Source organism: Trichocoleus sp. DQ-A3 (genome assembly GCF_039961975.1).
In the GTDB taxonomy this organism is placed as follows: domain Bacteria; phylum Cyanobacteriota; class Cyanobacteriia; order Cyanobacteriales; family FACHB-T130; genus FACHB-T130.
The window spans coordinates 39119-58703 of sequence record NZ_JAMPKC010000028.1 but is presented as its reverse complement, the minus strand read 5'-3'; the positions used below and the strand labels follow the sequence as shown (position 1 = coordinate 58703).

The following is a 19585-nucleotide window of genomic DNA, read 5'->3' as shown; positions in this document are numbered from 1 at the left end:
ACTGCTTGGTGAATGTTGTTTGTGGACTGATTGCCTATGCTCACCAACCGAAGAAGCCATCCATTGCGATTGATTACAATTTACTCCCGCCCACTTAACCCGAACTCACGTTAAAGAATAAATTCAACAACTTGATGTCAGGTTCTCAAAGTGATTGTGTGTCAACGAGTTTTAACAATCTTAAACAAGGGCGAAAAGAAACATTTTTAGCTTTATTCCAGAAATAATAGCATTTGACCAGTTGTCAGCCAAGGGCAATTAATCAACGGTCTCATTGAGGCTTTAATTCATGAATTATTGAAAGTAGTTTTATATGTTATTGTTTTGCCTCTACGCACGGTTTAGAAACCGTATAGCCCTTTAGCAGCAAACAAAAAAGCTGCTAAAGCCAATCCAGCTACAGCAGAAATTCATTCAGAATAATTCTTAGGAATAGATTAAATTACTCGTCATCAGTTAACTGATATTCCCTGCCATTTGGGTCGGTGGGTAGAACGGCTGCATACCAGTACCTTTGAAGGGTTATCCCAAATTCCGGCTTCAAACATCATTTGAAGGGTGGAGCAGAAATCGGCACAACTGGATGGGTGCGCTACGAATTTCCCAACCCCGAACAAGCAGCGAGAGCAACTTTTTAGCTTTGGTGTTGGTTGTAATTAGCGGGTTGTTGCTGGTGTGGAGTCTGCCGTTTGTTTCCCAAGTTCAGGTTCCTGCATCGTCAAACAGCCGCCCAGGACGACTTTTAATCTCAATTAGGAAAACCCCTGCGGAGTGAAGACAAGCAGCTCAACCTCATTGATACTACCATCCGCCGCAATAAACTCAAAATTAGACCAAGCTCGATAAGGCTCATGTGCAGGGAATTGCTGACGCACAAAGTCCAGCGCCTCCCGCTCTTACGGGAAGTTTGACTTAGTAATCGTGTTCCAGTTGCTCGAATTATTCATTCCAATCTGCACAGTGATGACAACCATACCTAAATCTACTCTCTCAAAGGGTAGTGTATCCCCAGCAATACACTATACAAAGAGCGCAGCAGAAGACTGCACCCCATCTAGCATTTAACTTTGTTGCGGTAGAGTAAGAGACAGTTCTTCTGCTCACTTCGCATCTTCGTCCCGTTCAAGAACATCCAACGCTTGCTGCAACGGCTCTACCGTTAGCAGTTATGACTACTATTTCGATTGACGGCAAAACTTAGCTTCATCTCAGGAGAATGAGGGATGTCGTCTTCCCTCCCTAACACGATAGGATAGCCATCCGCTAACTCTCTTTTGTCAGTTTATCCAACTCATCCAACAATCTAGCAATCCGCTCTCTCTTCTTTCTCTCACCCCAAGTCTTGCTCTTCTGTAAACGCTTACTGATTTCACTCAACCGCTCAAGCATAATCCTCTGTGGAGTTGATTCTGATTGAGGCTTGAGTTCTTTAATATGTGCCTTGATTTCGTTGAGCGATAAGTTCTCAGCAATTGCCAACGAAAGCAAATCAGACCGAAGCTTTTCATCCTTCACCCGTGCAATCGCCATCGCTTTTGTGTACTCAAGCTCTCCCTTCCGTAGCGCTTCTAGCACATCATCAGGAAGATTCAGTAGGGGAAGACGACTAGAACGAAAGGTTCCAGCATTGAAACGTCCTATTGAAGATAGGAGCGACTCAATCTTCTCCAACTGAATCAGAACGTTCTGATTCAACTCAATTCCTCGTTGTTTAGCGTTATAGGACTGGTGGAGAACAGACACCACCTCGCGAGTGTCTAATTCCAGAACAATCGCCAGCAGCTCCAGCACAGCCTCCGTCTCTTCCAATGGGTTCAGGTCTTCTCGCTGAAGATTCTCCATTAAGGCAATTTGGAGAGCCTGCTTATCATCCAGAGCGCGGGAAACGATGGGAACTTCTGTTAATCCGGCATCGCGAGCAGCTCGGAGCCGTCGTTCCCCGGCAACCAGCTCGTACTCCCCAGCCTCAAGAGGACGAACTAACAAAGGTTCTAAAATGCCATGCTCCTTAACTGACTCCACGAGCTGAGCCAGCTTGTCAGGTGCAAAATAGCGACGGGGTTGCTTCAAGGGGTGGCGAATCTTATCGATTGGCGCTTTTGAAGTGGATGGCTCTGGAGGTTTACTAAGGTAAGCATCCAGCGTCTTTAGCTCTGGAGCCGTTCGCCCGGACTTCTTGACAGCCATTAATCTTTCTCCAATCTCTGAGCAATAAATTCAAGGAGCGGCACAGCCGGATGCTTAGGGTCATAAACGGCTAGTGGTTTTCGCTCCATCGAAGCATCAGCAAAAGCGATCGCTCTGGGAATAGCCGGAAAGATGGGCGCTACCCTGCCGAGTTGCTCTTTTATACCATCTAGAATGACTTTCCCCTGGCTAGTGCGGCTCTCGTGCATCATCGGAACTACACCAATAATAGCCAGTTCTGGATTAATACGTTCTCTTACCTGACGAATAGAGTCGAGAAGGAGTTCTACACCCAGAAACGCTTTGAAGTGAGTCTGAATCGGGACAAGTACATGGGTTGAAGCCACCAGGCTCACAATACTGAAAATTCCCAGTGTAGGAGGGCAATCAACCAGTATGAAATTATAGTTGTTCTGAACAGACGAGAGAACTTGCTTAAGTCTCCATTCACGAGCGAGCGCGGAGTGAAGCTGTACCTCGACGGCGGAAAGGAGAATGTTTGAGGGAACTAAATCCATGTCATGAAGCTGTCGATGAACTGGGAGTGGAGCATCTTTAAGTAATGCGTCCGCGATCGTTTGCTCCAACTCAAACGGTTCTAAACCCATGAATGCAGTTAGCGATGCCTGTGGATCAATATCAACTAGCAACACATTATGCCCCCGTTGGGTAAGCTGATAACCTAAGTTCTGTGTCAGGGTGGTTTTACCTGTTCCACCCGCCTGATTAAACAGGGAGATAATCTTGGGCACAGGCTGATACAGTAGCAACACAGGGTAGTTTAAGGCAGTTTCCCCCCTTTCCTCTATTATTAGTTACGCTTCTTTAGCATTGATATCTACCTCTCCCCAATTTCACAATAATCGGCTATTCAGAAAGCCCCGGCAAGTCCAAAAGTTCCACCGCCCGTCGCTTCACCGCTTCAGGTCTTCTGTCGTAGCGGGAACTGGTACTGGGGTCGGAGTGCCCCGCAAGGCGTTGAACCGTTACCAGGTCCACACCCGCATCTAGCAGGTCAGAGATAAAAGTTCGGCGGAAATCGTGGGTGCTGAAATCAGCAATACCCGCCTCTTCTCCCCGTTTTTGCAGAATGAATAACACGGACTGAGAGGTGAGCCGTCTGATGGTGACTCGCTTGCCTTTATTAACCGGACACAACAGCGGTCCAGGGGCGTCGCCCCGAACCGTTAGCCAATTTAACACCACCTTCAGCGCTTGACTCGACAGGTACACCGTCCGGTCTTTCCCTCCCTTCCCATCGCGAACTTCAATCGCTCCCTTTGAGGAGTAAAAATCACTCAAATCCAGATTGACTAACTCCCGGCGACGCACTCCAGACCCCCGCAAGATGGCAATCAATGCCGCGTCCCTTGTCCCAGTGGGCGTGGAATCGTTTTGGCAGACTTTAACAAGAGCCGCAATCTCGTCCCGACTCAAAGCGCGACCTCTCAAACCTTTGCTGCCGGGAACTGGGCGCAGGTCAGTCGCTAACTTATAGTCTTTTTCCGAGAGTAACTCCAACTTGAGAGCCTCCTGCAACACTCTTTTCAATGCCGTTAGCATTTTGTTGACTGTGGCGGGGCTATACTTCTCTATTAAAACAGCCCTCACAGCTGCCGTATGGTGGTAGCGCAACTTGGTCCAATCGAGAGTCATCGCATCACACTCTCCAGATGTCAGGATTGATGCGATCGCCGACAGAGACCCCCGCATCGTCTGTCTTGACCCCATCCCCAAAGAAGCCAGGTATACATAAGCTGGGTGTCGGGTGAGCGGCAGCGGTATCGTCAGTGCCAATTCTGACTCATTGGGTGAAGAAGCAGTTTCAGAAAGGTGACTCATAATTACTTGCTCGGAAAGCCTTTCTAGAAAGCTATTTAATCATGGAGTTAGTTCGCTTGGGATAACTCTATTGAGTGCGATCGCACTCTAGAATCTTTGACATAGTGCTACAGCAGTTTATTCAAGTTTCCCCTAGAACTCCTAAGACTGAGAGCGATCGCACTCTCCATCTGTCACTTTTTTTCTAGGGGATTTATCATTAGCTGGTTGGTATGCGCGGTAGTGCTAAGTAAGTAATGATGCATTGTAATAATGGATGAAATACTAAATAGCACCGGTATTGGTTATCTAACGACTTTAAAAATGACTCGGTTTTCCACACCAAGCAAGACACTCGTTGTCTCAAGGTGTTATTGAAGCGCTCTTCGGTAGCTGGTGAGAGCCTGTTTCCTTGCCGACTGCTCAATGGCGTTTGCTCGACAGAACTGCCCCATAGGCTGCCCAAAAGTCTGTGTATGCGATCACGAAGACAGTGATCTTGGCGGAGGCAAAGATTCCCATAATTTGTTTATGGTGAACTGCATCCTCTGTTCGCATGGCACTCTAAATAGTTAAAACTGCCGATCATCTTATGCTAGCAGTAAGTTCATTATCAGAAGAATGGCGAAATACGCCATTAGAGCCGATGGCTTTAAGAATTTCACCCTGAACTTGCAGGGGAGCCATCGCAGCTAATTTTACTACATCTAGCTCCTCCTCAGCCATGAGGCAGTGCAAGTGAAGATAGGCATGGGGGGAAACTTGCCTTAGTCCAGAGCGAAGTTTATCAAAAATTTCGATTCCAGCGTTCTTTTTGCCTTTTCTGAAGCTGCTAATTGTTGAAGTAGGTATGCCAGCAGCCTCAGCAAGCTCTTTTGCCGTGAATTCATCCTTGTATTTGTTAAGAATCCAGTCGAAGCACTCGTGAGTCTGCATCGCAATTAATTTGTCGATTAGGTAATTTTTTGCACTATAATTCGCGGATTGACTAATTTGAGCAAATTTAATTAGTCAATACGCAAATTATAGCTCGATCTTATGGCGCAATACTACCCGTTAACCCTAGAGGATGCGATCGCTAAATATACCAGCGGCGACATTACAGCTAAGGGGTTACTTCATTTTTACATCTTGATTAGATGCAAACCTGGCTGGCAAATCAAGCTTGAGCAGGAAAAAACTTGCAACCTTTTGGGGATTAGCAAGGCAGCCTTTTATAGCGCTGTCAGCCGATTAAGAACAGAGGGCGCAATTAAATGGGAGGCACCGAGGGGAATCCTAGTGTCAATAAGCAGCTTAGTCTGCGAACGTGGACAAGAGTCCACGATCGTAGAATCAGAGTCCACGATCGTAGAATCAGAGTCCACGATCGTAGAATCAGAGTCCACGATCGTGGACTCTGAAACTTCAAAAAGCCTGCTGGGTAAAGGTTGCAGCAACCCTCCATATTCTTATCAACTTTTTATCAACTCTCTCTCAGAGGCAGAGAGAGAAAATTTTTTGGAATTTGGAAGAAAGAGGGCGGCACAGATGCCGAAGCCTCCAGAGCTTCCAGATAAATGGATCGCCGCCAACTGGGAAGAACTTAAGAAACTGTGGCTCAAGCAGCTGACACTGGCACAGATGCCAGCAGTAAATGAGGAGCGCTGGGCAAACGACCCCCGTTGCGACGAATGGATCGCCCAAATTCGGCTGGGGAAACCGCGCTGGATTGCTCAAGGAGAGCCAACACTTACCCGTGAGGAACGTAGAGCATTTGCAGACTGGGCTGATGCTAACGGGTTAATATGGGGGGCTAAATCATGAATCTCCCAAAGTTACCCCGCGACATCATTCGTCCTGAAGATGAGCCAGGACGTGACAAGGAACTATGGCAACCAAACTGGAAATGCTTCTGCTGTCATGACACCGGCACGGTTCAACCCTACCTAGCGCGGATGGTGATTGACGGCTATCGCTGGGAGTCAGACAAAATTCCCGTTTGCCAAAATCCCAGTTGTATTGCTGCGTCGGGCATTAGCCAGGGTCTGGAACCTTATTTGGATTATCGGCTAGATGCTGCTATTTGCCAGCAGCTTGATTTAATCGACCGCGACGGCTGGCGCGAGACGCTGCGAGATGCGAATCAGCGGCGGCTCAATACTCAGGCTTTGGCTCAAAAGATGAATCTGAGGCAGCGCGATCGCAGTTCAACGGAAGAAATGGAAGCACGACAGCGCCACGCCTCGGCCAGAGAGGGTTGGGGGAGTGAAGCGCAGTCTGAAGAGGAGCGGCAGTGGCTTGTTGGGAGGAATGCAGAGTGAATCCTTTTTCAAGCCCAAATGAGTATGAATTGTGCCTAAATTGTGGCGGCTTGGGCATTGTACAGGATGAGAGCGGTTGTCTGCATCAATGCGATTCCTGCGGTGGAAATGAGCTAGTTCTAAATCCTTTTTATGTAGATGAGGGGCTTGAGTGCAGCTGTGCTGATTGGGTGATTCGCCCTGAAGAGTGGGAGGTTGATGGTGATTAGTTCTGGCGAATTGAAAGACTTAAAAGTGGATTATCGCGTTGAGGGGTGGTGTCCTCCCTCACGTCACTGAGTGAAGGTTTCGGTTGTTTCTGTTGCAGTCAAATCGTTTCAGGACGTTGATAAAGAGTTTTAGGAGTGGACAGGGTTAACACTCAACTATTGTCAATACTTACTCAGCAGTCAAATTAACGGTAGTGCTGAATAGTAATGGTCACGAGCGAAGAGAAGCATTGTAGTCATGGATAAAATACCAGATGGCTCCAATGTGATTGCTTAATTTTTTGGAGAACGATAAGGTTTTACGAACCAAGCGGCCAACTCGTTGCCGCAGGGTGTTGTTGAATCGTTCGATATAGCTAGTTTTGCCTGTTTCCTTACCCACAGCCCTATGCCGTTTACTGGGCAATACTTGCTCATAGGCTGACCAAAAATCGGTGTAACAGACGGCACACTGTCGGTAAACCGCAGGTAATGATTGCCATAGCTGTTTTGCGGCTTGACGAGAGCGCTCGCCAATGAATACCCCGACAATCTCACGGGTATCCGCATCAATGGCTAACCATATCCATTGTTGGTTCTGTTTGCAGCCAACAAATGACCACATCTCGTCTAATTGAATTGTCAAGCGACCAGGTTTTTTTTAGTGACTTCCACTCTCTTGGGGGTTTGATAGTATTTCTGATTGACGTACATCTGCAACCAGCGCTTAGATACACCCGTTATTCGTGCAATGGCTGCTAATGCTAGACGTTCGAGTAAAAGTTTATCTATCGACTGACGAGTTGCTTCATCGATGGGCTGTCGAGTTGCATTTTCTACAAACTGTCGTTCACAAGCTTGACAGCGAAATCGAGGTTTACCGTAGTGAGTATGTCCGTATTTGATAATTTGGGTTGATTGGCACTTAGGACAATTCATAGACTGGAGTGGAATCCTTCAGAACACTAGCCTCCACCCTACCATTACTATGCACTACTACCAAATTAACTATACTCTTACTAATTTAGCAGAGCATCTAGGAAACATTAGTTATGAGCAAATAAATCGTTATTTGAGACGAGGAAAACTAACGCCCGCCTACTGTAGGCGAGTACTAAAAATCTAATCCAAATCTATGAAAATGCTTATGTAATTTTTGACGATACAGATTAAAAAAAAATATATAAAAATATTAAATTAGCCAGGCAACAATATAGTGGCAATGAACACAAAAAGATTTGGGAAATCGGTTTAGTTAACTGTGTTTATGTTAACCCAGAAATGTGTTGGTTTTGGGTGATTGATTACCGCATTTACAATCCAGATGGAGATAGAAAAAGTAAACTCAACCATATAGCAGAGATGCTTTAAAGCCTCGTTTATTATAAGATGCTTCTTTTTCGGAGCGTTGTGATACATAGCTGGTATGCCACCAATGACTTAATTCAATATATTGACGATATAGGCAAGTATTACTATTTTCATTTGAAGAAAAACTGCTTGGTTGATGATACAGCAGGTGTTGAAAAATACAAATTAATTGAATCACTAACTTGGAGTGATGAAGAATTTAAACAAGGTAAAACAACTAAGATAAAGACTTTTCTCAAAATAAAAAGGTAAAACTCTCCCTGGAAATTGTCTCTACCAACAAAACGGAATATATTGCAAGCAACAATTTAACTCAAGATTCTACGGATGCTGTATGAGAGGTGTGCGGTGTGCGTTGGAAAATTGAGGATTTTAACGCCCGAAGTAAAACAACTAACTGGTGTAGAAGCGATGCCTTTGTCGCCAAACCCGTATCTAGAGAAATCATATTGCTTGTGCCATCCTGGTCTGGCTAAGACTTAAAGATTTAGCATATCAAACAGGCCAAAGTGTTTATCAACTTAAACACGGATTGCTCTCAAACTATTTAATTGCTCAACTCAAGCGTCCTTCGCTAGCCATGTCCTTGGTCTACAGCTAAAAGCGCGATCGCGTGTGACATTTGCGTAAGTCCTGTTCTAAGTTCTTGAGGAGAATAGAATTGGGTAATTATCGGATTTCCAAGGCAACTTCCCTATATGCTTTATCGGCGAGGATACCAGAGCCATTAAACGATGTCTTGGATGGTACCGTAAAATAGACCCGCCGTTGTATGGGGCGGAAGATTCGCAAGGAAGTCTTGGTGTCGCTACGCTAGCGATAGAAGCTATGTTGGAACGTGTCGAGGCCACTGGAGGGTGGAGAGAACTCGCATCCGAAGAAGAACTACGAGAGTTGCTAGGATTGCAGAACGAGTGACCCAGCTCCTATAGCAACTTATCCCACACTGCTCTAAAGCATGACCAGCGTAAGAAACTAGAAACTCGAAATAAGAACCCAACTTTACTTTATTGGGAGCCAGGAAATTAACTCAGCACGTTGCCAACCAGAACAATTCCCGACCTTAACCATGACGAAAGATTTTGACGATCCCAAGACCCTAATCGATGACTGCACTCCGGTTCCTGAAGAAACTTTAGACTGGGTAACAGCTTTACAAGGTAAACAGATTACGGTGCGGGAGTTGGAGTTTGGAGAGGACATTCAGAAGCTTCTGAAACCAGCTCACTTTGAAGCGATTAAATTTTCCAACTTAAGGATAGGAGCTGATGAAAACGGAATTAAGATTGAAATCCGCGTTCGCGAGCATCTTTCCTGTCCAAAGTCAGCAAGGAAAGCTTTCGCGTTAATAAATCAAGCGAGGCAGCAGCCTATTCATTACAAGAAGGTTAATGGTGTCGATCGCCTATCTTGCAAAGGGGGAAAGCCCAACAACAAGGATAGCGATCGCGCCAAGGCAAACAGTAACGTCGCTCGCGTTGGGTGCAATGGGAAAAATTCTAACCGCAATCCCAAGAAGAATAAAAAGGCGGAAAACTACATAACAGCAGCCAAGTACCTACCAGACCTACTACGAGAGAACGGCGACATTCTGGTTAAGCCCGATCAACAAGAGAGATTTGCCCAATTCAAGAAAAAATACAGAACCCAGGCTCTATGGATGGAGTATTACCTTTTAGGAAGCTCAGACATTCTAATCGAGTCGGGGTTAAAACCTCCCACTGAAAGGCAGCATAAACCCGGCAAGATATCTGCGAATCTTCATGGGCTTATCCAGGATATGTGGTCAGAGGCAAAAACCAAGCAAAATTCACTGTGCGAATGGATATTGGCTTTCGATTGCCCATCTCAAGCCTGGTTGACTTTGGAAGCTATCTTACTACTCAAGCAATGGGACGAACACACCCCCGAAAATGGGTTCCAGCTATATCAAGCGGAGCAGACTACCCTGAAGCGGCTTAGAGAATCTGAAGGGATTAAAGCTAGTTTGCTCTACTCAGACAACGAAGACGAAAACGTTTTATCTCTTGAGGAAGCTTTGTCCGTTACCCTCATCCAATTACTGGAATCTGGAGTTGAGCTAGTCCACTACAAAGCCTACATGCAAGCCAGAACAGCACAAGCCAATGTCGCACGTAAAGGCGAAAAAGGCAAGCGTTCAAACAAAGGGTTTGGTACGTCAAAATAATTTAATGAATGCTGGTTCTGTCATTAAACTTCATATTGTAACGGTAAATTTACACAAAACTCGAAAATTGTACGCTTCTAAGACGAGCCAAAAATAGGCTGATAGTCTGAGCCAGTAACTAAAAAGAAGAGCCAATCCCTAGCTTTAAAGCCAAACGAATAAGCCTCGTTACTAGGAATTCAACGCAACCGGACTAGCAAAGTTCGGCAGAGTTTAATGCCTAGTTGCAGGGATACCCATTGGTTTGCCTTCCTAGCTCACTTGATTTGGGTGTAGGGTAGAAAACTTTGGCTCTTCAAAACCCTATTGAAGCGTACAGATAACTATGAACAAGCCAAAAAAAATCAAAAGAAAAGGTAGAGCCCGCTTAGAACACGAGAAAAAGCCAAGTTGTAAAGGAAGGAAATCAATGCGAGGTCAGCCTGAAGCCTATGACGAACTCAAAAAAATTGTTTCTTTGAGTCTTACCCCAACTGCTTTGGCAGGATTAGATGAGTCCAGTGCCCGTTTAAATATTTCTCGCAGTGAATTGGTTGAACGGATTGGCCGGGGTCTGCTTACAATCGCTGAACTAGCAACGAAGACCGAGTGAGACTTGCGTTTCCACTTGAACTAGAGGTCTGGAGCTACTAAGTAAGAGCTAAATGACTCGTCTTCCCTCGATGAGTAAAAGGTTGCTTCAATCCAAAGCCTTTAATAAACCCGGGAAAGCAGATGATTAGGATTTATTTAATACCTAAAATTTATTGGGTATTCATTAATTATTTATTAATAAATCCTAGCATTTTGGAGGTAAAACTAATACTCGAAAAGGGCTGAGCATTTATATAACTAGTTGCCGCAGGCACCGATGAATTCGATCGCTTCGATGGTAAGCAGCGCTGTTTATAATAAATAAGAGGTGAAAGGAAGCTAGAGATAAAAAATTGAGGCATTCTTAAATCATTTAAGCCATAAATTCGGAGCTTTTAAATAATAGCTCAATGGCAAGCTTAACTTTTTTGTGTACCATCAGAGGCATTTATTATGCAAGAATCTCTTACTTGTTGGTCAGTATTCGAGATGTATGAAGAACAAGTTCGAGCGATATATCCAGAGTCAAAAGCTAAACGAATTATTAATGAATTTCGTTGCGCTACCCTACGATTTTGGTTATCACAATTAGGCTTTACTCGGGCAACATCAGGTCGAAAGATGACAAAAGCCGAGGTCGAGGCAGCTAAGGAGTTTTTAAAAACGTTAAAAGTTGAAGTATTGCTCAGCGCCCGTCAAACAATACAGCAGGCTTTCCAGAGCCAACAAGCGTCTATTGCCAGCCAAAACACTTACGGAAATCGATTTAACCAATTTTTGAGTTGGAGCGAACAACAACAGTGGTGGCCAGCTAGAGGTTCGCGGCGGGCGAGAGTGAAACAGCAATCCTGTCCATCCATGAAGAGTCTTTATGGCGATACCTCCAACACTCCCTTGACCGAGCGAAGGACAATACATCAGGAATACATGCTCAAGCCTCAAGACACGCCTGCTGCTTTACAAAAGGAATTGGATGACTTTTACCGATATTTAACTGACCCAGAGTACCCGTTCCGTGTGATTGACCCAATTAGCGAATCATCCGCATTACAGTACGTCAATGATATACGTCTAATGCTTGGCTGGTTTTGTTACTGCTGCACCCCGCCAATTGCGTTAGAGCAAGTGCGTTTGTCACATTTGATTTCTGTGGTTAGGCAAGAAGACTTAGAACATCTCAATAGCAAAGAACAGGTAAAACTGTGGAAACAGCATAAGCAAACCTTTGAAACTTGGCTGTGCAGTTATTTTCGTTTCTTGAGAGAAGTCCTCCACTCGAAAAGTCCTTCTACCAAACGCAATAAGTTAGGGGCGCTTTTAGCACTGGCCAAGTTTCTCTACACCAGTGAGGTGGAGGAAGACGCGGATTACCAGCAGATTCCTCTGTTCAAATCGCTCAACAACCACTTAAGTTCAGTAAGAAAGGACATCAGCGAGTGGGTCAAAAATCGGCAGTCGGTTTCAGATTTTGAGAAGAAGTGGCCGGATACGGCAGAGGGCGAGACAGCTCTAGCAGTTGTTAGAACCAAAATTGTAGAACCGTTGCGTCTGGAGTGCCGACCTAGAAACATCCGAGGTCAATTTCGGGTCGGCTTTGCCATTGCCAAAAGCTATCAAGATTACTTAAAGTGGTCGCTGCTTGCCGACATCCCCGCAAGGCGACAACAAGAATACCGTACTTTAAGAATTGCGCTGACTTGTCCTGTCAAGCGTCCAGAATCCCTGCCGCCTGATGGCTTGTACCATCCCCTACCGCCTGCACAAGTACGTGAAAAACATTGGGATGGCACAATCAAGGACAATTATCTCTATAAAACCTATGTCCACGAGAAAAAGCACTACCCTCAAGGGGTCTGGGTACTGGACATTCAGCAGTACAAAACCCGCTCGACTCACGCCGCTCAATCGATAGTAATTCCCAACCGCCAGTTGGCTGACGGGAGTTGCTTCTATGATTACCTAGAAGGCTATTTGTACGGCAGTTGGCTCAGTGAGGGTTACAAAAATCGACAGGTCTATGATTGGTGGCAGCCGGAGTTAAAAGGGCAGCGGGGACGCTGGGTGACAAGTGGGCGAGCTGAATTCAATCCGGGGGATGCTTGCTGTCTGCCCACGGGGGTCAATTCGCCTCTGTGGTCTTGGGGCTATGTGTTTGTCCTCCCCATACTTGGCATCAAAGCGGATGGTCCGGGGTTTGGTTCCTCGTTTGAAACTACATCTCATCGTTTCCTGGGTAAGCGGATTTCACCCCATACGATGCGCTATATCTGGGCAACTTGGGCGTATCAAGTCCGACTGGATGACGCCCAAACTCGGTCATTAGCTTATGCGATGGGACATAAGGTGGAGACATTACGGGGAATGTACGAGCGCTGTACCCCCGAAGAGAAGCGCCGACCGATTGAGGAGGCGATTGAGGAGCTGTTGTTTAAGCAGCCGCCATCCCCTGAGTTGAACCAGAAAGCGAACGCCCAATGGGAAACTTTGCTTGCCCAGTTGCAGAAGTTAAGCCCGGTCGAGCGAGAGCAGCTGATGGCCATGCTGGAAAAGTAATGGGATTAGCTATCTTGACGGATGGTGGGTATTCCAGGGGGCAGGCTTGAGCGTTTGGATTGTCATTCCAGCCCCGACTTTTTTTCGTTATTGTTGGGCGTGGGCGTACTAGAAGTAAGTCCCTGGTTGGTGGGATTGAAGGCGAGCGCGCTGGTTCGCCCTTTGTATAGCAAAGGAGAAATTTGAGCCGCAGGGGCAAAGGAGCAGTCATGAAAAGCTTCTCAAATAAAGCATTCCAGCGCTCACCATCAGTTGATGTAGACTTATGCACCAAGTCAACTTAACTGTCCCGCTATCAACTGAAAATGGGACAGTTGATGTTGAAACAAGCTTGATTTTGCGTTGATATCGCCCACTGACTGTAGCTACCTCAATCACCAAAAATCGGATAGTTGCTTTTAGCGACCATTTTTCCCCCCTGCTATACAAAGGCGTAGAGGAAAAGATGCCAAGGACGAGAGCGATCGCTTACAGAGTATCATCTACCTACCCGCACTCTTAGCAATCCCAATGCACGAAGGGTGGCTTCTTCATCTCAAAGGGCATCTCACAGCAGGGACATCTGCCCGTAAACATGGGGTGATAATCTAGCAGCTCTAGCTTTGCCTCTGGTGTGAATCGTTGCTCCAGCATGGGCACTGGTCTGCCGTCATAAGTTGTCCGGCACGAGATCGGGATCGTCATCAACAAACGTTGTTCCCTTTTGTATCGACATTTCAGGAGGTTCAACAGAGGATTGAAAGTCCAGATAACGGGTGAAGCTACAATTCGGTGTACCGAATTGTAGCTTCACTAGCCAGGAGGATCGGAAGTCGAGAGGGCGATCGCCGTCTGGTTCCGTCAGATGCATGGCACAAACTATCAAAGGATTGCGAGGAGGGAGCTAGAGCGCGATCGCGCTAGAGCGAATCCCCTAGAACTGGGTAGATTACTGCTTCTCCAGATCCTTGGTGGTGTCAAACTGCTTAACGGGACTTAAACAGATATCAAGCCCAAATAAAGCCCAAAGCTGCTTTATAAGAGAAGAATACGTCCCGATTTCGATTCAGCCACTCCACAAAACGGAAAGATATTGCTGTGCGAAACGCCTCTAATGCCTCAGGAAAGGTGTTTAACGGTTTAGAAGCCCAACGTCTTCTTAATCCTCCAGTTTTGGTGTGCCATAAAATAAATGTATAGGCGCAAAAGACAAGAATGAAATGTCTGAGTAGACTTGTGTAATCTCTGACTTGATATTCAGATAGTCCTAACCATCCTTTGGCTTCCCGATAGAAAACTTCCACCCAATTCCTTTGAGCATAGGTAGTTACTATCCATTCTGCTGTGGCTTGTGTTGACTCAATATTGGTAATCAAATAGTCAATATCACTAGCTTCGTTAAAGGTTGAGGCATTCATGACGATAGCAACTCTTCTTGTTCCTTCAACCTGCGACATTTCAACTTCAACCGTTGCCACCCAAACGGTTTTTGGTTTATCTAAATTAAGTTGGATAGGAGTAAAAGCCTCAGCAGGCATTGAATCGGCTAGCTTATCTAAGCGAATCTCAACTCGTTTGTTTGCCTCTATTCCAGTTATCACCTTCCGATTTTTAGCTAATCCCCCTAGATACTTTAGTCTCCTTTTTTCTAGCTCAAGCAGAAATATTGTGTTATTGCCATACCCAGCATCAATTAATACGATACCCGGTCGATATCCTCTCTGTAAGCTGCGGTCAATTAATTCTAGCGCCAGCTCTGGCTTTTTCTTGAATTCAATGTCTTTTTTTCCCCCAGGCAAAGAACTCGCGTGTTGATATAACTCTATATCTAACGGTAGGCTTTTTTTTCCATCATATAGATGAGTCGTTACCACCACTACCCCATTCTCTGTTTTCCCGATTTCCCCTATGTATTGCCGTCCCACTCCCGCTGTGAAATTTCCACTTTTCCTATGCCCTGAATCATCGACGATTAACGTGAATCCTCTACTGATTCGAGTTTGAGAGCACTGATTCATCACGCTCAGACGACGCTCATTTACCTCTTGGGCTGACCAAGGCGCTTCCGTTAAAAAATGATGTAATCGATGGTAAGTCACTCCTACAGCGTTAGAAGCGATTTGAGATAGGTTTTTTCGTTCACTTTCCCCTAATAATCCCCCGATATAGTTCCTAAACTCTCGTTTTTGTGCTTGATGCGTCCAGAGATCATCAAAGCGTTTACACCATCTATCAAAGCATGGCGGCATAGCGGCTGGAGTTGTCTCTTTCATCCAAAAAGTCTAAACGTGAAATCTTTGCCCTACGCAGATTATACCTTTATTGCTTCTCTATTTTCGTTTAAGTCCCGTTAATCAAATTTGTAATGATACGCGGGTGATTAGTCCTGAAGCCCGCCTCTGGCTCTGTGCTTTGGGTATCTGAAAGCAAAAAGTTGGACTTCTGGGCAGTCTATGAGCGATCGGCCGAAGGTGACAAATGCGATCGCTCAGATGCTGAAGCGCGATCGCGTCTCACTCCACGAGCGGTGCCTCTTTTGGCTCCTTTGGCTCTTTTGGCTTTTTCTCGAAAACTTGGATGTTTGGCTCTACTAGCACAAAGCCGTTTTCACTCGTTTGACCCATCTTTCCGGCGATCGCCGCCACCCACATGGGGTACTCGGCTTGTGCCTGTTCTAGCTTCTTAAAGACCTTCGGTTTAACAGTAACGCTGACAAGCCGCCCGTCACAGTCAATTTCAAATGACTTCCAGCCGTTCTCAACCGTTTTTACATCGGCTGGAAATTCGCTGATTTTAATGGTGATTTCAAGCTTTCCTGAAGTTGTCATCTATCCTCCACTGATGCTGTAGGGGGTTGAACGTGCGATTTGTTCTGGTTGAGTAGCCGGGTGCGGTGAAAGTCGCAAGCTCGGTTTCGGATGGGAGGGGAGAAGTAGTAATACTCCTCCTCGACCCTACCCTTGTAGGAAGTGCAGCAAACCCGTGACTTCACCCGGAGATGCCATAAGGGCTGAAACACGAGATTTCGGCGCACCGAAATCACTGCCAACTTAGTAACTATACCGAGAGATGCCGTAAGGCGTTGAACACACTTCAGTTGTTCGTTCCTCTGTCCCATCTCCTTGCTAACGGGCTGGCATTTCTCTCACAACTAATGCTAGCCGCCCAAAAACTTCAGCCGAAATCTCGCTGATAAACCTATCCAGCGCTGTTCCTCATCCCTGTTATTTGTTTGATATCCTCAAGAGATGCCCTGGAACCTAATTAGCTTGAACTGTTCTTGGCACATCAGCTTAGTTCCGCCTGTAGACCTAATGTGCTGAAGATCGACGCTCTCCTATTTAGCCTTGCTCGCTTAAGTGAGCGATCGCCCTTCTTGGTGGTAAAACCTGGAGATTCCGGATTGGAAGAAGATCCTCTCTCAACTCCAATTGAAGGTTTTAGCTTGATCGAGCAGGATTCCTGAATTGCTGCCAAGAATTTGAGGTTTTAGGAATGCTACCAGAAGCAGAAGAGGCACGTACCTTAACGTGAGTTCGGATAAGGAAAGGACGAGCAGGTAGGCTGAAAGTGTGAAGTTCCAAGCCACCGATACTCGTCCTATGCTTAGTCTAGAAGACCTCTTTTGCTGCGTCGATGATTTTTGCCAGCAGTTTGAACCTCTTTGGCATCGCTAACTGCTTAGCAACGAATTGTCGCATCGCAATCGCCGACGCAGCTTGTGCTTAAGCGAAATCATGACGATTCTGATTGCTTTCCATCAATCCTCAAGAGCGCAATTTCAAAGCCTACTACAACAAAAAGGTGCGAGCACAGTGGCAGAGCGCTTTTCCAGGCTTGGTCAGCTATGGACGCTTCGCCCTTGTGGATGCCCAACACCCTGTTGCCCCTGAGTGCTTACTTGCGCGCTTGTTTTGGCAACTGTAGCGGCATCAGTTTCCTTTATGGCGACCAGTCTCAAGGTCTGCCACAACCGCCGCATCCAGCAGCATAAGGTGTTTAAGCACTTGGCAGCACGAGGCAAAACCTCAGTCGATTGGTTCTTTGGCTTCAAGCTGCATCTGGTGGTCAACGACAAAGGCGAGTTGCTCAACTTCACCTTGACTCCAGGGAACATCGACGACCGGACACCTGTACCCAAACTGTTGCAACAGCTATTTGGTAAGGTGTTTGCGGACAAAGGCTATGTTTCTCAAAAGTTGGCGAAGCAACTGTTGGCAATGACAGGGGTGCAACTGATTACCAAGCTACGGCGCAACATGAACAACCGCTTGATGGCGTTGAGCGACCGCCTCATGCTCCGTAAACGGGCGATCATTGAGACGGTGATTGACCAGCTCAAGAACATTTCTCAGATTGAGCATTCTCGTCACCGTTCTCCAGTCAACTGTTTGGTGAACGTGGTGTGTGGCTTAATCGCTTACTGTCACCAGCCGAAGAAGCCCTCGATTGCGATTGACCACAATTTGCTCCCCTCCGCTTAACCCGAACTCACGTTACCTTAATCCTTCAGGGGGCGACAAGCGCCCCAAAACGAGGATAAATAAAGGGTTGTAGGATTTAGACCGGGTGAAAATTTTCCCAGCTTATTGAGAACAAACTTTGTTGAGAGAAAAATAAAACTCTACTCGGTTGCCAGATTGTGGTAAAAAATAACGGTCTTATTATTTCAACAAGACCGCGATAAAAATGCTGCCTCAATTCTATCAAACCCACCTAGAAAAATATTTGAGCCAGTCTCAGCTTATTACATTAAAACTGTTAATCTGGTTACTCCAGAATCAGAAACAAGTAAAAATAGAAAGGTTGGCAGCAACGCTACCGTTACCAATTCAACAGAACAGTCGCCGTCGCCATATACAACGTTTTTTGAACTTGACGCTTGTTAAGTGTGGTTCTAGTGTGGTTTCCCCTGATTAAAGAAATTATTACTCAACACATTCACAGAGGAAAACAACTGATTATTGCCTTGGATAGAACCGCTTGGCAAGACAATAATATTTTCATGGCAAGGGCAATTTATCAAAAACGAGCTTTCCCCATTTTTTGGATTTTATTATCGAAAAAAGGGGCTAGTGATTTGAGAGAACAACAAATTGTTCTGCGACCAGTAATTAAACTATTTAAAACTTACCAAATAGTGATTGTAGGAGACAGAGAATTCCACAGCGTAGACCTAGCACAGTGGATAGACCGTCAAGGTGTCAAGTTCGTGTTAAGGCAAAAAAAGTCCACGAGTTTTCGCCAAAAGAGACGGAAATTTAATTCCTTATCAAGCGTTCAGATAGCGCCCGGTCACCGAGAATTTTTGTCAGAAATTAACATCACCCAAAAAAAAGGATTTGGTCGATTTAACTTAGCTGTCTATTGGCGAAGGAAATATAAAACTAAACAAGAAAAATCTCCTTGGTATCTGCTTACTAATTTAGGAGATTTATCAACGGCTGTGAAAGCTTATAAACAGCGATGGGGAATTGAAGCCATGTTTAAGGATTGTAAAACTGGTGGTTATAATCTGGAAGGTTCTCAAACAACACCTGCTAAATTAGTCCGTTTAGTTTTATTAATTGCCCTGGCGATGACCAGTGCTTGGTTACAAGGCGAAAAAGCCACTATTTTAGGAAAATATCCTTATATTTGTCGGACAAAAGAACCCGGACGAACTAGGCGAAGACATAGCAATTTTTGGGTCGGTGTGTATGGTCACAATTGGATAGTCGCCTTTCATGAATGTCAGGAATGGGTAGCCGAATTAGTTACTTCTGTTCGCAATAAGCGCACATTTTATCAACGAGGGTTAAAAGCCCTAAGCCTTATTCAGCAAGCTTTCTAGCTCCCTTGTTGCCCCCTCAGCCTTAATCCTCACTCTCGATACAGCTCTTTCAGGAGGCAGCTAACATTCTGGAATTTAGCCCTTCAGTTTCATCATCATTGCTGCTTCATCCCAGTAGGACGACACCTTTTGAATCTTGCCGATGTCATTAATCTCAAAGACACTGATTCCTTCAGCTGTGGCATGGCGACCGCTTTTTGCAACTACCTGCATCGTCCATTTGACGGCTGCCCCATTCTTCACAAAGAAAATGTTGTCTTTTGACAGTTCCATTTTTTCAAAGAAGTTAGACAATATTTTAAAAAACTTCTGAGAATCCTTGTGTACAAGTCTAGGGGGGTTTCCAACTGGGTCATGGATGACAGCATCCTCAGAAAAAATCTCTAGCCAGCCCTCTGTATTCATAGCTGCCATGTTGTCGAAGTAAATGGTTAGCAACGCTGCAATTTGTTCTGTAGACACTTTGTTTTTCTCCACGTTTGTGTTTCAGTAGGTTACCAATTTGAGCTGGGGTATTTGAGACTAGCTATTCTTCACTCGACAAGGTAGCAATAGGGCTTGAGGAAATCTTTGTGGCACAAATCATGCG

Annotated in this window: 16 protein-coding genes and 2 pseudogenes; 9 read left to right on the top strand and 9 right to left on the bottom strand. The window is 45.5% G+C overall.

Annotated features, from left to right (window positions below; genetic code table 11):
• Window positions 1–1263: 1263 nt before the first annotated feature.
• From NDI44_RS24750 to NDI44_RS24735, 4 genes are all read right to left on the bottom strand, one after another.
• Window positions 1264–2187 (bottom strand): ParB/RepB/Spo0J family partition protein, encoded by a 924-nt coding sequence (locus tag NDI44_RS24750; protein WP_190411100.1) that lies wholly within the window; start codon window positions 2185–2187, stop codon window positions 1264–1266.
• On the bottom strand, window positions 2187–2939 hold the full coding sequence (locus tag NDI44_RS24745; RefSeq protein WP_190411099.1) for an AAA family ATPase: 753 nt from the start codon (window positions 2937–2939) through the stop codon (window positions 2187–2189). The genes NDI44_RS24750 and NDI44_RS24745 overlap by 1 nt, the downstream gene beginning before the upstream one ends.
• 115 nt (window positions 2940–3054) lie before the next feature.
• On the bottom strand, window positions 3055–4029 hold the full coding sequence (locus tag NDI44_RS24740) for a tyrosine-type recombinase/integrase (RefSeq protein WP_190411098.1): 975 nt from the start codon (window positions 4027–4029) through the stop codon (window positions 3055–3057).
• 564 nt (window positions 4030–4593) lie between these two features.
• Complete coding sequence (locus NDI44_RS24735) at window positions 4594–4944, bottom strand: helix-turn-helix transcriptional regulator (RefSeq protein WP_190411097.1); 351 nt, start codon at window positions 4942–4944, stop codon at window positions 4594–4596.
• 102 nt (window positions 4945–5046) lie between these two features.
• On the opposite strand from NDI44_RS24735, the gene NDI44_RS24730 reads away from it, so the two are divergent.
• The 3 genes from NDI44_RS24730 to NDI44_RS24720 are packed head-to-tail and all read left to right on the top strand — an operon-like array spanning window position 5047 to window position 6520.
• Complete coding sequence (locus NDI44_RS24730; RefSeq protein WP_190411096.1) at window positions 5047–5814, top strand: hypothetical protein; 768 nt, start codon at window positions 5047–5049, stop codon at window positions 5812–5814.
• Window positions 5811–6311: a hypothetical protein gene (locus NDI44_RS24725; RefSeq protein ID WP_190411095.1), complete on the top strand. Its 501-nt coding sequence runs from the start codon at window positions 5811–5813 to the stop codon at window positions 6309–6311. Before NDI44_RS24730 ends, NDI44_RS24725 begins: the two co-directional genes overlap by 4 nt.
• Window positions 6308–6520: a hypothetical protein gene (locus tag NDI44_RS24720; RefSeq protein WP_190411094.1), complete on the top strand. Its 213-nt coding sequence runs from the start codon at window positions 6308–6310 to the stop codon at window positions 6518–6520. Before NDI44_RS24725 ends, NDI44_RS24720 begins: the two co-directional genes overlap by 4 nt.
• Before the next feature lie 211 nt (window positions 6521–6731).
• On the opposite strand, the gene NDI44_RS24715 is transcribed toward NDI44_RS24720, so the two are convergent.
• Window positions 6732–7438 (bottom strand): IS1 family transposase gene (locus NDI44_RS24715; RefSeq protein ID WP_190411093.1). Its coding sequence is split into 2 segments (ribosomal slippage): window positions 6732–7153 and window positions 7153–7438, totalling 708 coding nucleotides; the frame shifts between segments, so codons are not numbered across the junction.
• A gap of 49 nt (window positions 7439–7487) precedes the next feature.
• Between NDI44_RS24715 and NDI44_RS24710 the strand changes: the two are divergent.
• From NDI44_RS24710 to NDI44_RS24695, 4 genes and pseudogenes are all read left to right on the top strand, one after another.
• Window positions 7488–8471, top strand: a pseudogene (locus NDI44_RS24710) (transposase).
• Window positions 8472–8939: 468 nt separating this feature from the next.
• Complete coding sequence (locus tag NDI44_RS24705) at window positions 8940–10058, top strand: hypothetical protein (protein ID WP_190411092.1); 1119 nt, start codon at window positions 8940–8942, stop codon at window positions 10056–10058.
• Between the two features lie 325 nt (window positions 10059–10383).
• On the top strand, window positions 10384–10650 hold the full coding sequence (locus tag NDI44_RS24700) for a hypothetical protein (protein WP_242036977.1): 267 nt from the start codon (window positions 10384–10386) through the stop codon (window positions 10648–10650).
• A gap of 602 nt (window positions 10651–11252) precedes the next feature.
• On the top strand, window positions 11253–13184 hold the full coding sequence (locus tag NDI44_RS24695; RefSeq protein WP_190411091.1) for a hypothetical protein: 1932 nt from the start codon (window positions 11253–11255) through the stop codon (window positions 13182–13184).
• A 498-nt stretch (window positions 13185–13682) separates the two neighbouring features.
• Here NDI44_RS24695 and NDI44_RS24690 read toward each other — a convergent pair whose 3' ends face one another.
• The 3 genes from NDI44_RS24690 to NDI44_RS24680 form a co-directional block, all read right to left on the bottom strand.
• Entirely contained in the window at window positions 13683–13868 is a 186-nt protein-coding gene (locus NDI44_RS24690; protein WP_190411104.1) for a hypothetical protein, read from the bottom strand.
• A gap of 302 nt (window positions 13869–14170) precedes the next feature.
• On the bottom strand, window positions 14171–15436 hold the full coding sequence (locus tag NDI44_RS24685) for an IS701 family transposase (RefSeq protein WP_190411090.1): 1266 nt from the start codon (window positions 15434–15436) through the stop codon (window positions 14171–14173).
• A gap of 240 nt (window positions 15437–15676) precedes the next feature.
• Window positions 15677–15991 carry a fertility inhibition FinO-like protein gene (locus tag NDI44_RS24680; RefSeq protein ID WP_190411089.1) on the bottom strand — a complete coding sequence of 105 codons (315 nt, stop codon included), beginning with the start codon at window positions 15989–15991 and terminating at the stop codon, window positions 15677–15679.
• Between the two features lie 849 nt (window positions 15992–16840).
• On the opposite strand from NDI44_RS24680, the pseudogene NDI44_RS24675 reads away from it, so the two are divergent.
• Window positions 16841–17647, top strand: a pseudogene (locus NDI44_RS24675) (IS982 family transposase).
• Between the two features lie 407 nt (window positions 17648–18054).
• A complete protein-coding gene (locus NDI44_RS24670) occupies window positions 18055–18996 on the top strand; it encodes an IS4 family transposase (protein ID WP_199304750.1) in 942 nt (313 codons plus the stop codon).
• A gap of 75 nt (window positions 18997–19071) precedes the next feature.
• On the opposite strand, the gene NDI44_RS24665 is transcribed toward NDI44_RS24670, so the two are convergent.
• Window positions 19072–19458, bottom strand: a complete 387-nt coding sequence (locus tag NDI44_RS24665) for a nuclear transport factor 2 family protein (RefSeq protein ID WP_190411087.1) — start codon at window positions 19456–19458, stop codon at window positions 19072–19074.
• Window positions 19459–19585: the final 127 nt, after the last annotated feature.

Coding starts and splice junctions, on each gene's coding strand:
- NDI44_RS24740 (WP_190411098.1), bottom strand. CDS start 4,029: ATGAGTCACCTTTCTGAAACTGCTTCTTCACCCAATGAGTCAGAATTG.
- NDI44_RS24685 (WP_190411090.1), bottom strand. CDS start 15,436: ATGAAAGAGACAACTCCAGCCGCTATGCCGCCATGCTTTGATAGATGG.
- NDI44_RS24700 (WP_242036977.1), top strand. CDS start 10,384: ATGAACAAGCCAAAAAAAATCAAAAGAAAAGGTAGAGCCCGCTTAGAA.
- NDI44_RS24695 (WP_190411091.1), top strand. CDS start 11,253: ATGACAAAAGCCGAGGTCGAGGCAGCTAAGGAGTTTTTAAAAACGTTA.
- NDI44_RS24725 (WP_190411095.1), top strand. CDS start 5,811: ATGAATCTCCCAAAGTTACCCCGCGACATCATTCGTCCTGAAGATGAG.
- NDI44_RS24705 (WP_190411092.1), top strand. CDS start 8,940: ATGACGAAAGATTTTGACGATCCCAAGACCCTAATCGATGACTGCACT.
- NDI44_RS24735 (WP_190411097.1), bottom strand. CDS start 4,944: ATGCAGACTCACGAGTGCTTCGACTGGATTCTTAACAAATACAAGGAT.
- NDI44_RS24680 (WP_190411089.1), bottom strand. CDS start 15,991: ATGACAACTTCAGGAAAGCTTGAAATCACCATTAAAATCAGCGAATTT.
- NDI44_RS24730 (WP_190411096.1), top strand. CDS start 5,047: ATGGCGCAATACTACCCGTTAACCCTAGAGGATGCGATCGCTAAATAT.
- NDI44_RS24750 (WP_190411100.1), bottom strand. CDS start 2,187: ATGGCTGTCAAGAAGTCCGGGCGAACGGCTCCAGAGCTAAAGACGCTG.
- NDI44_RS24690 (WP_190411104.1), bottom strand. CDS start 13,868: ATGACGATCCCGATCTCGTGCCGGACAACTTATGACGGCAGACCAGTG.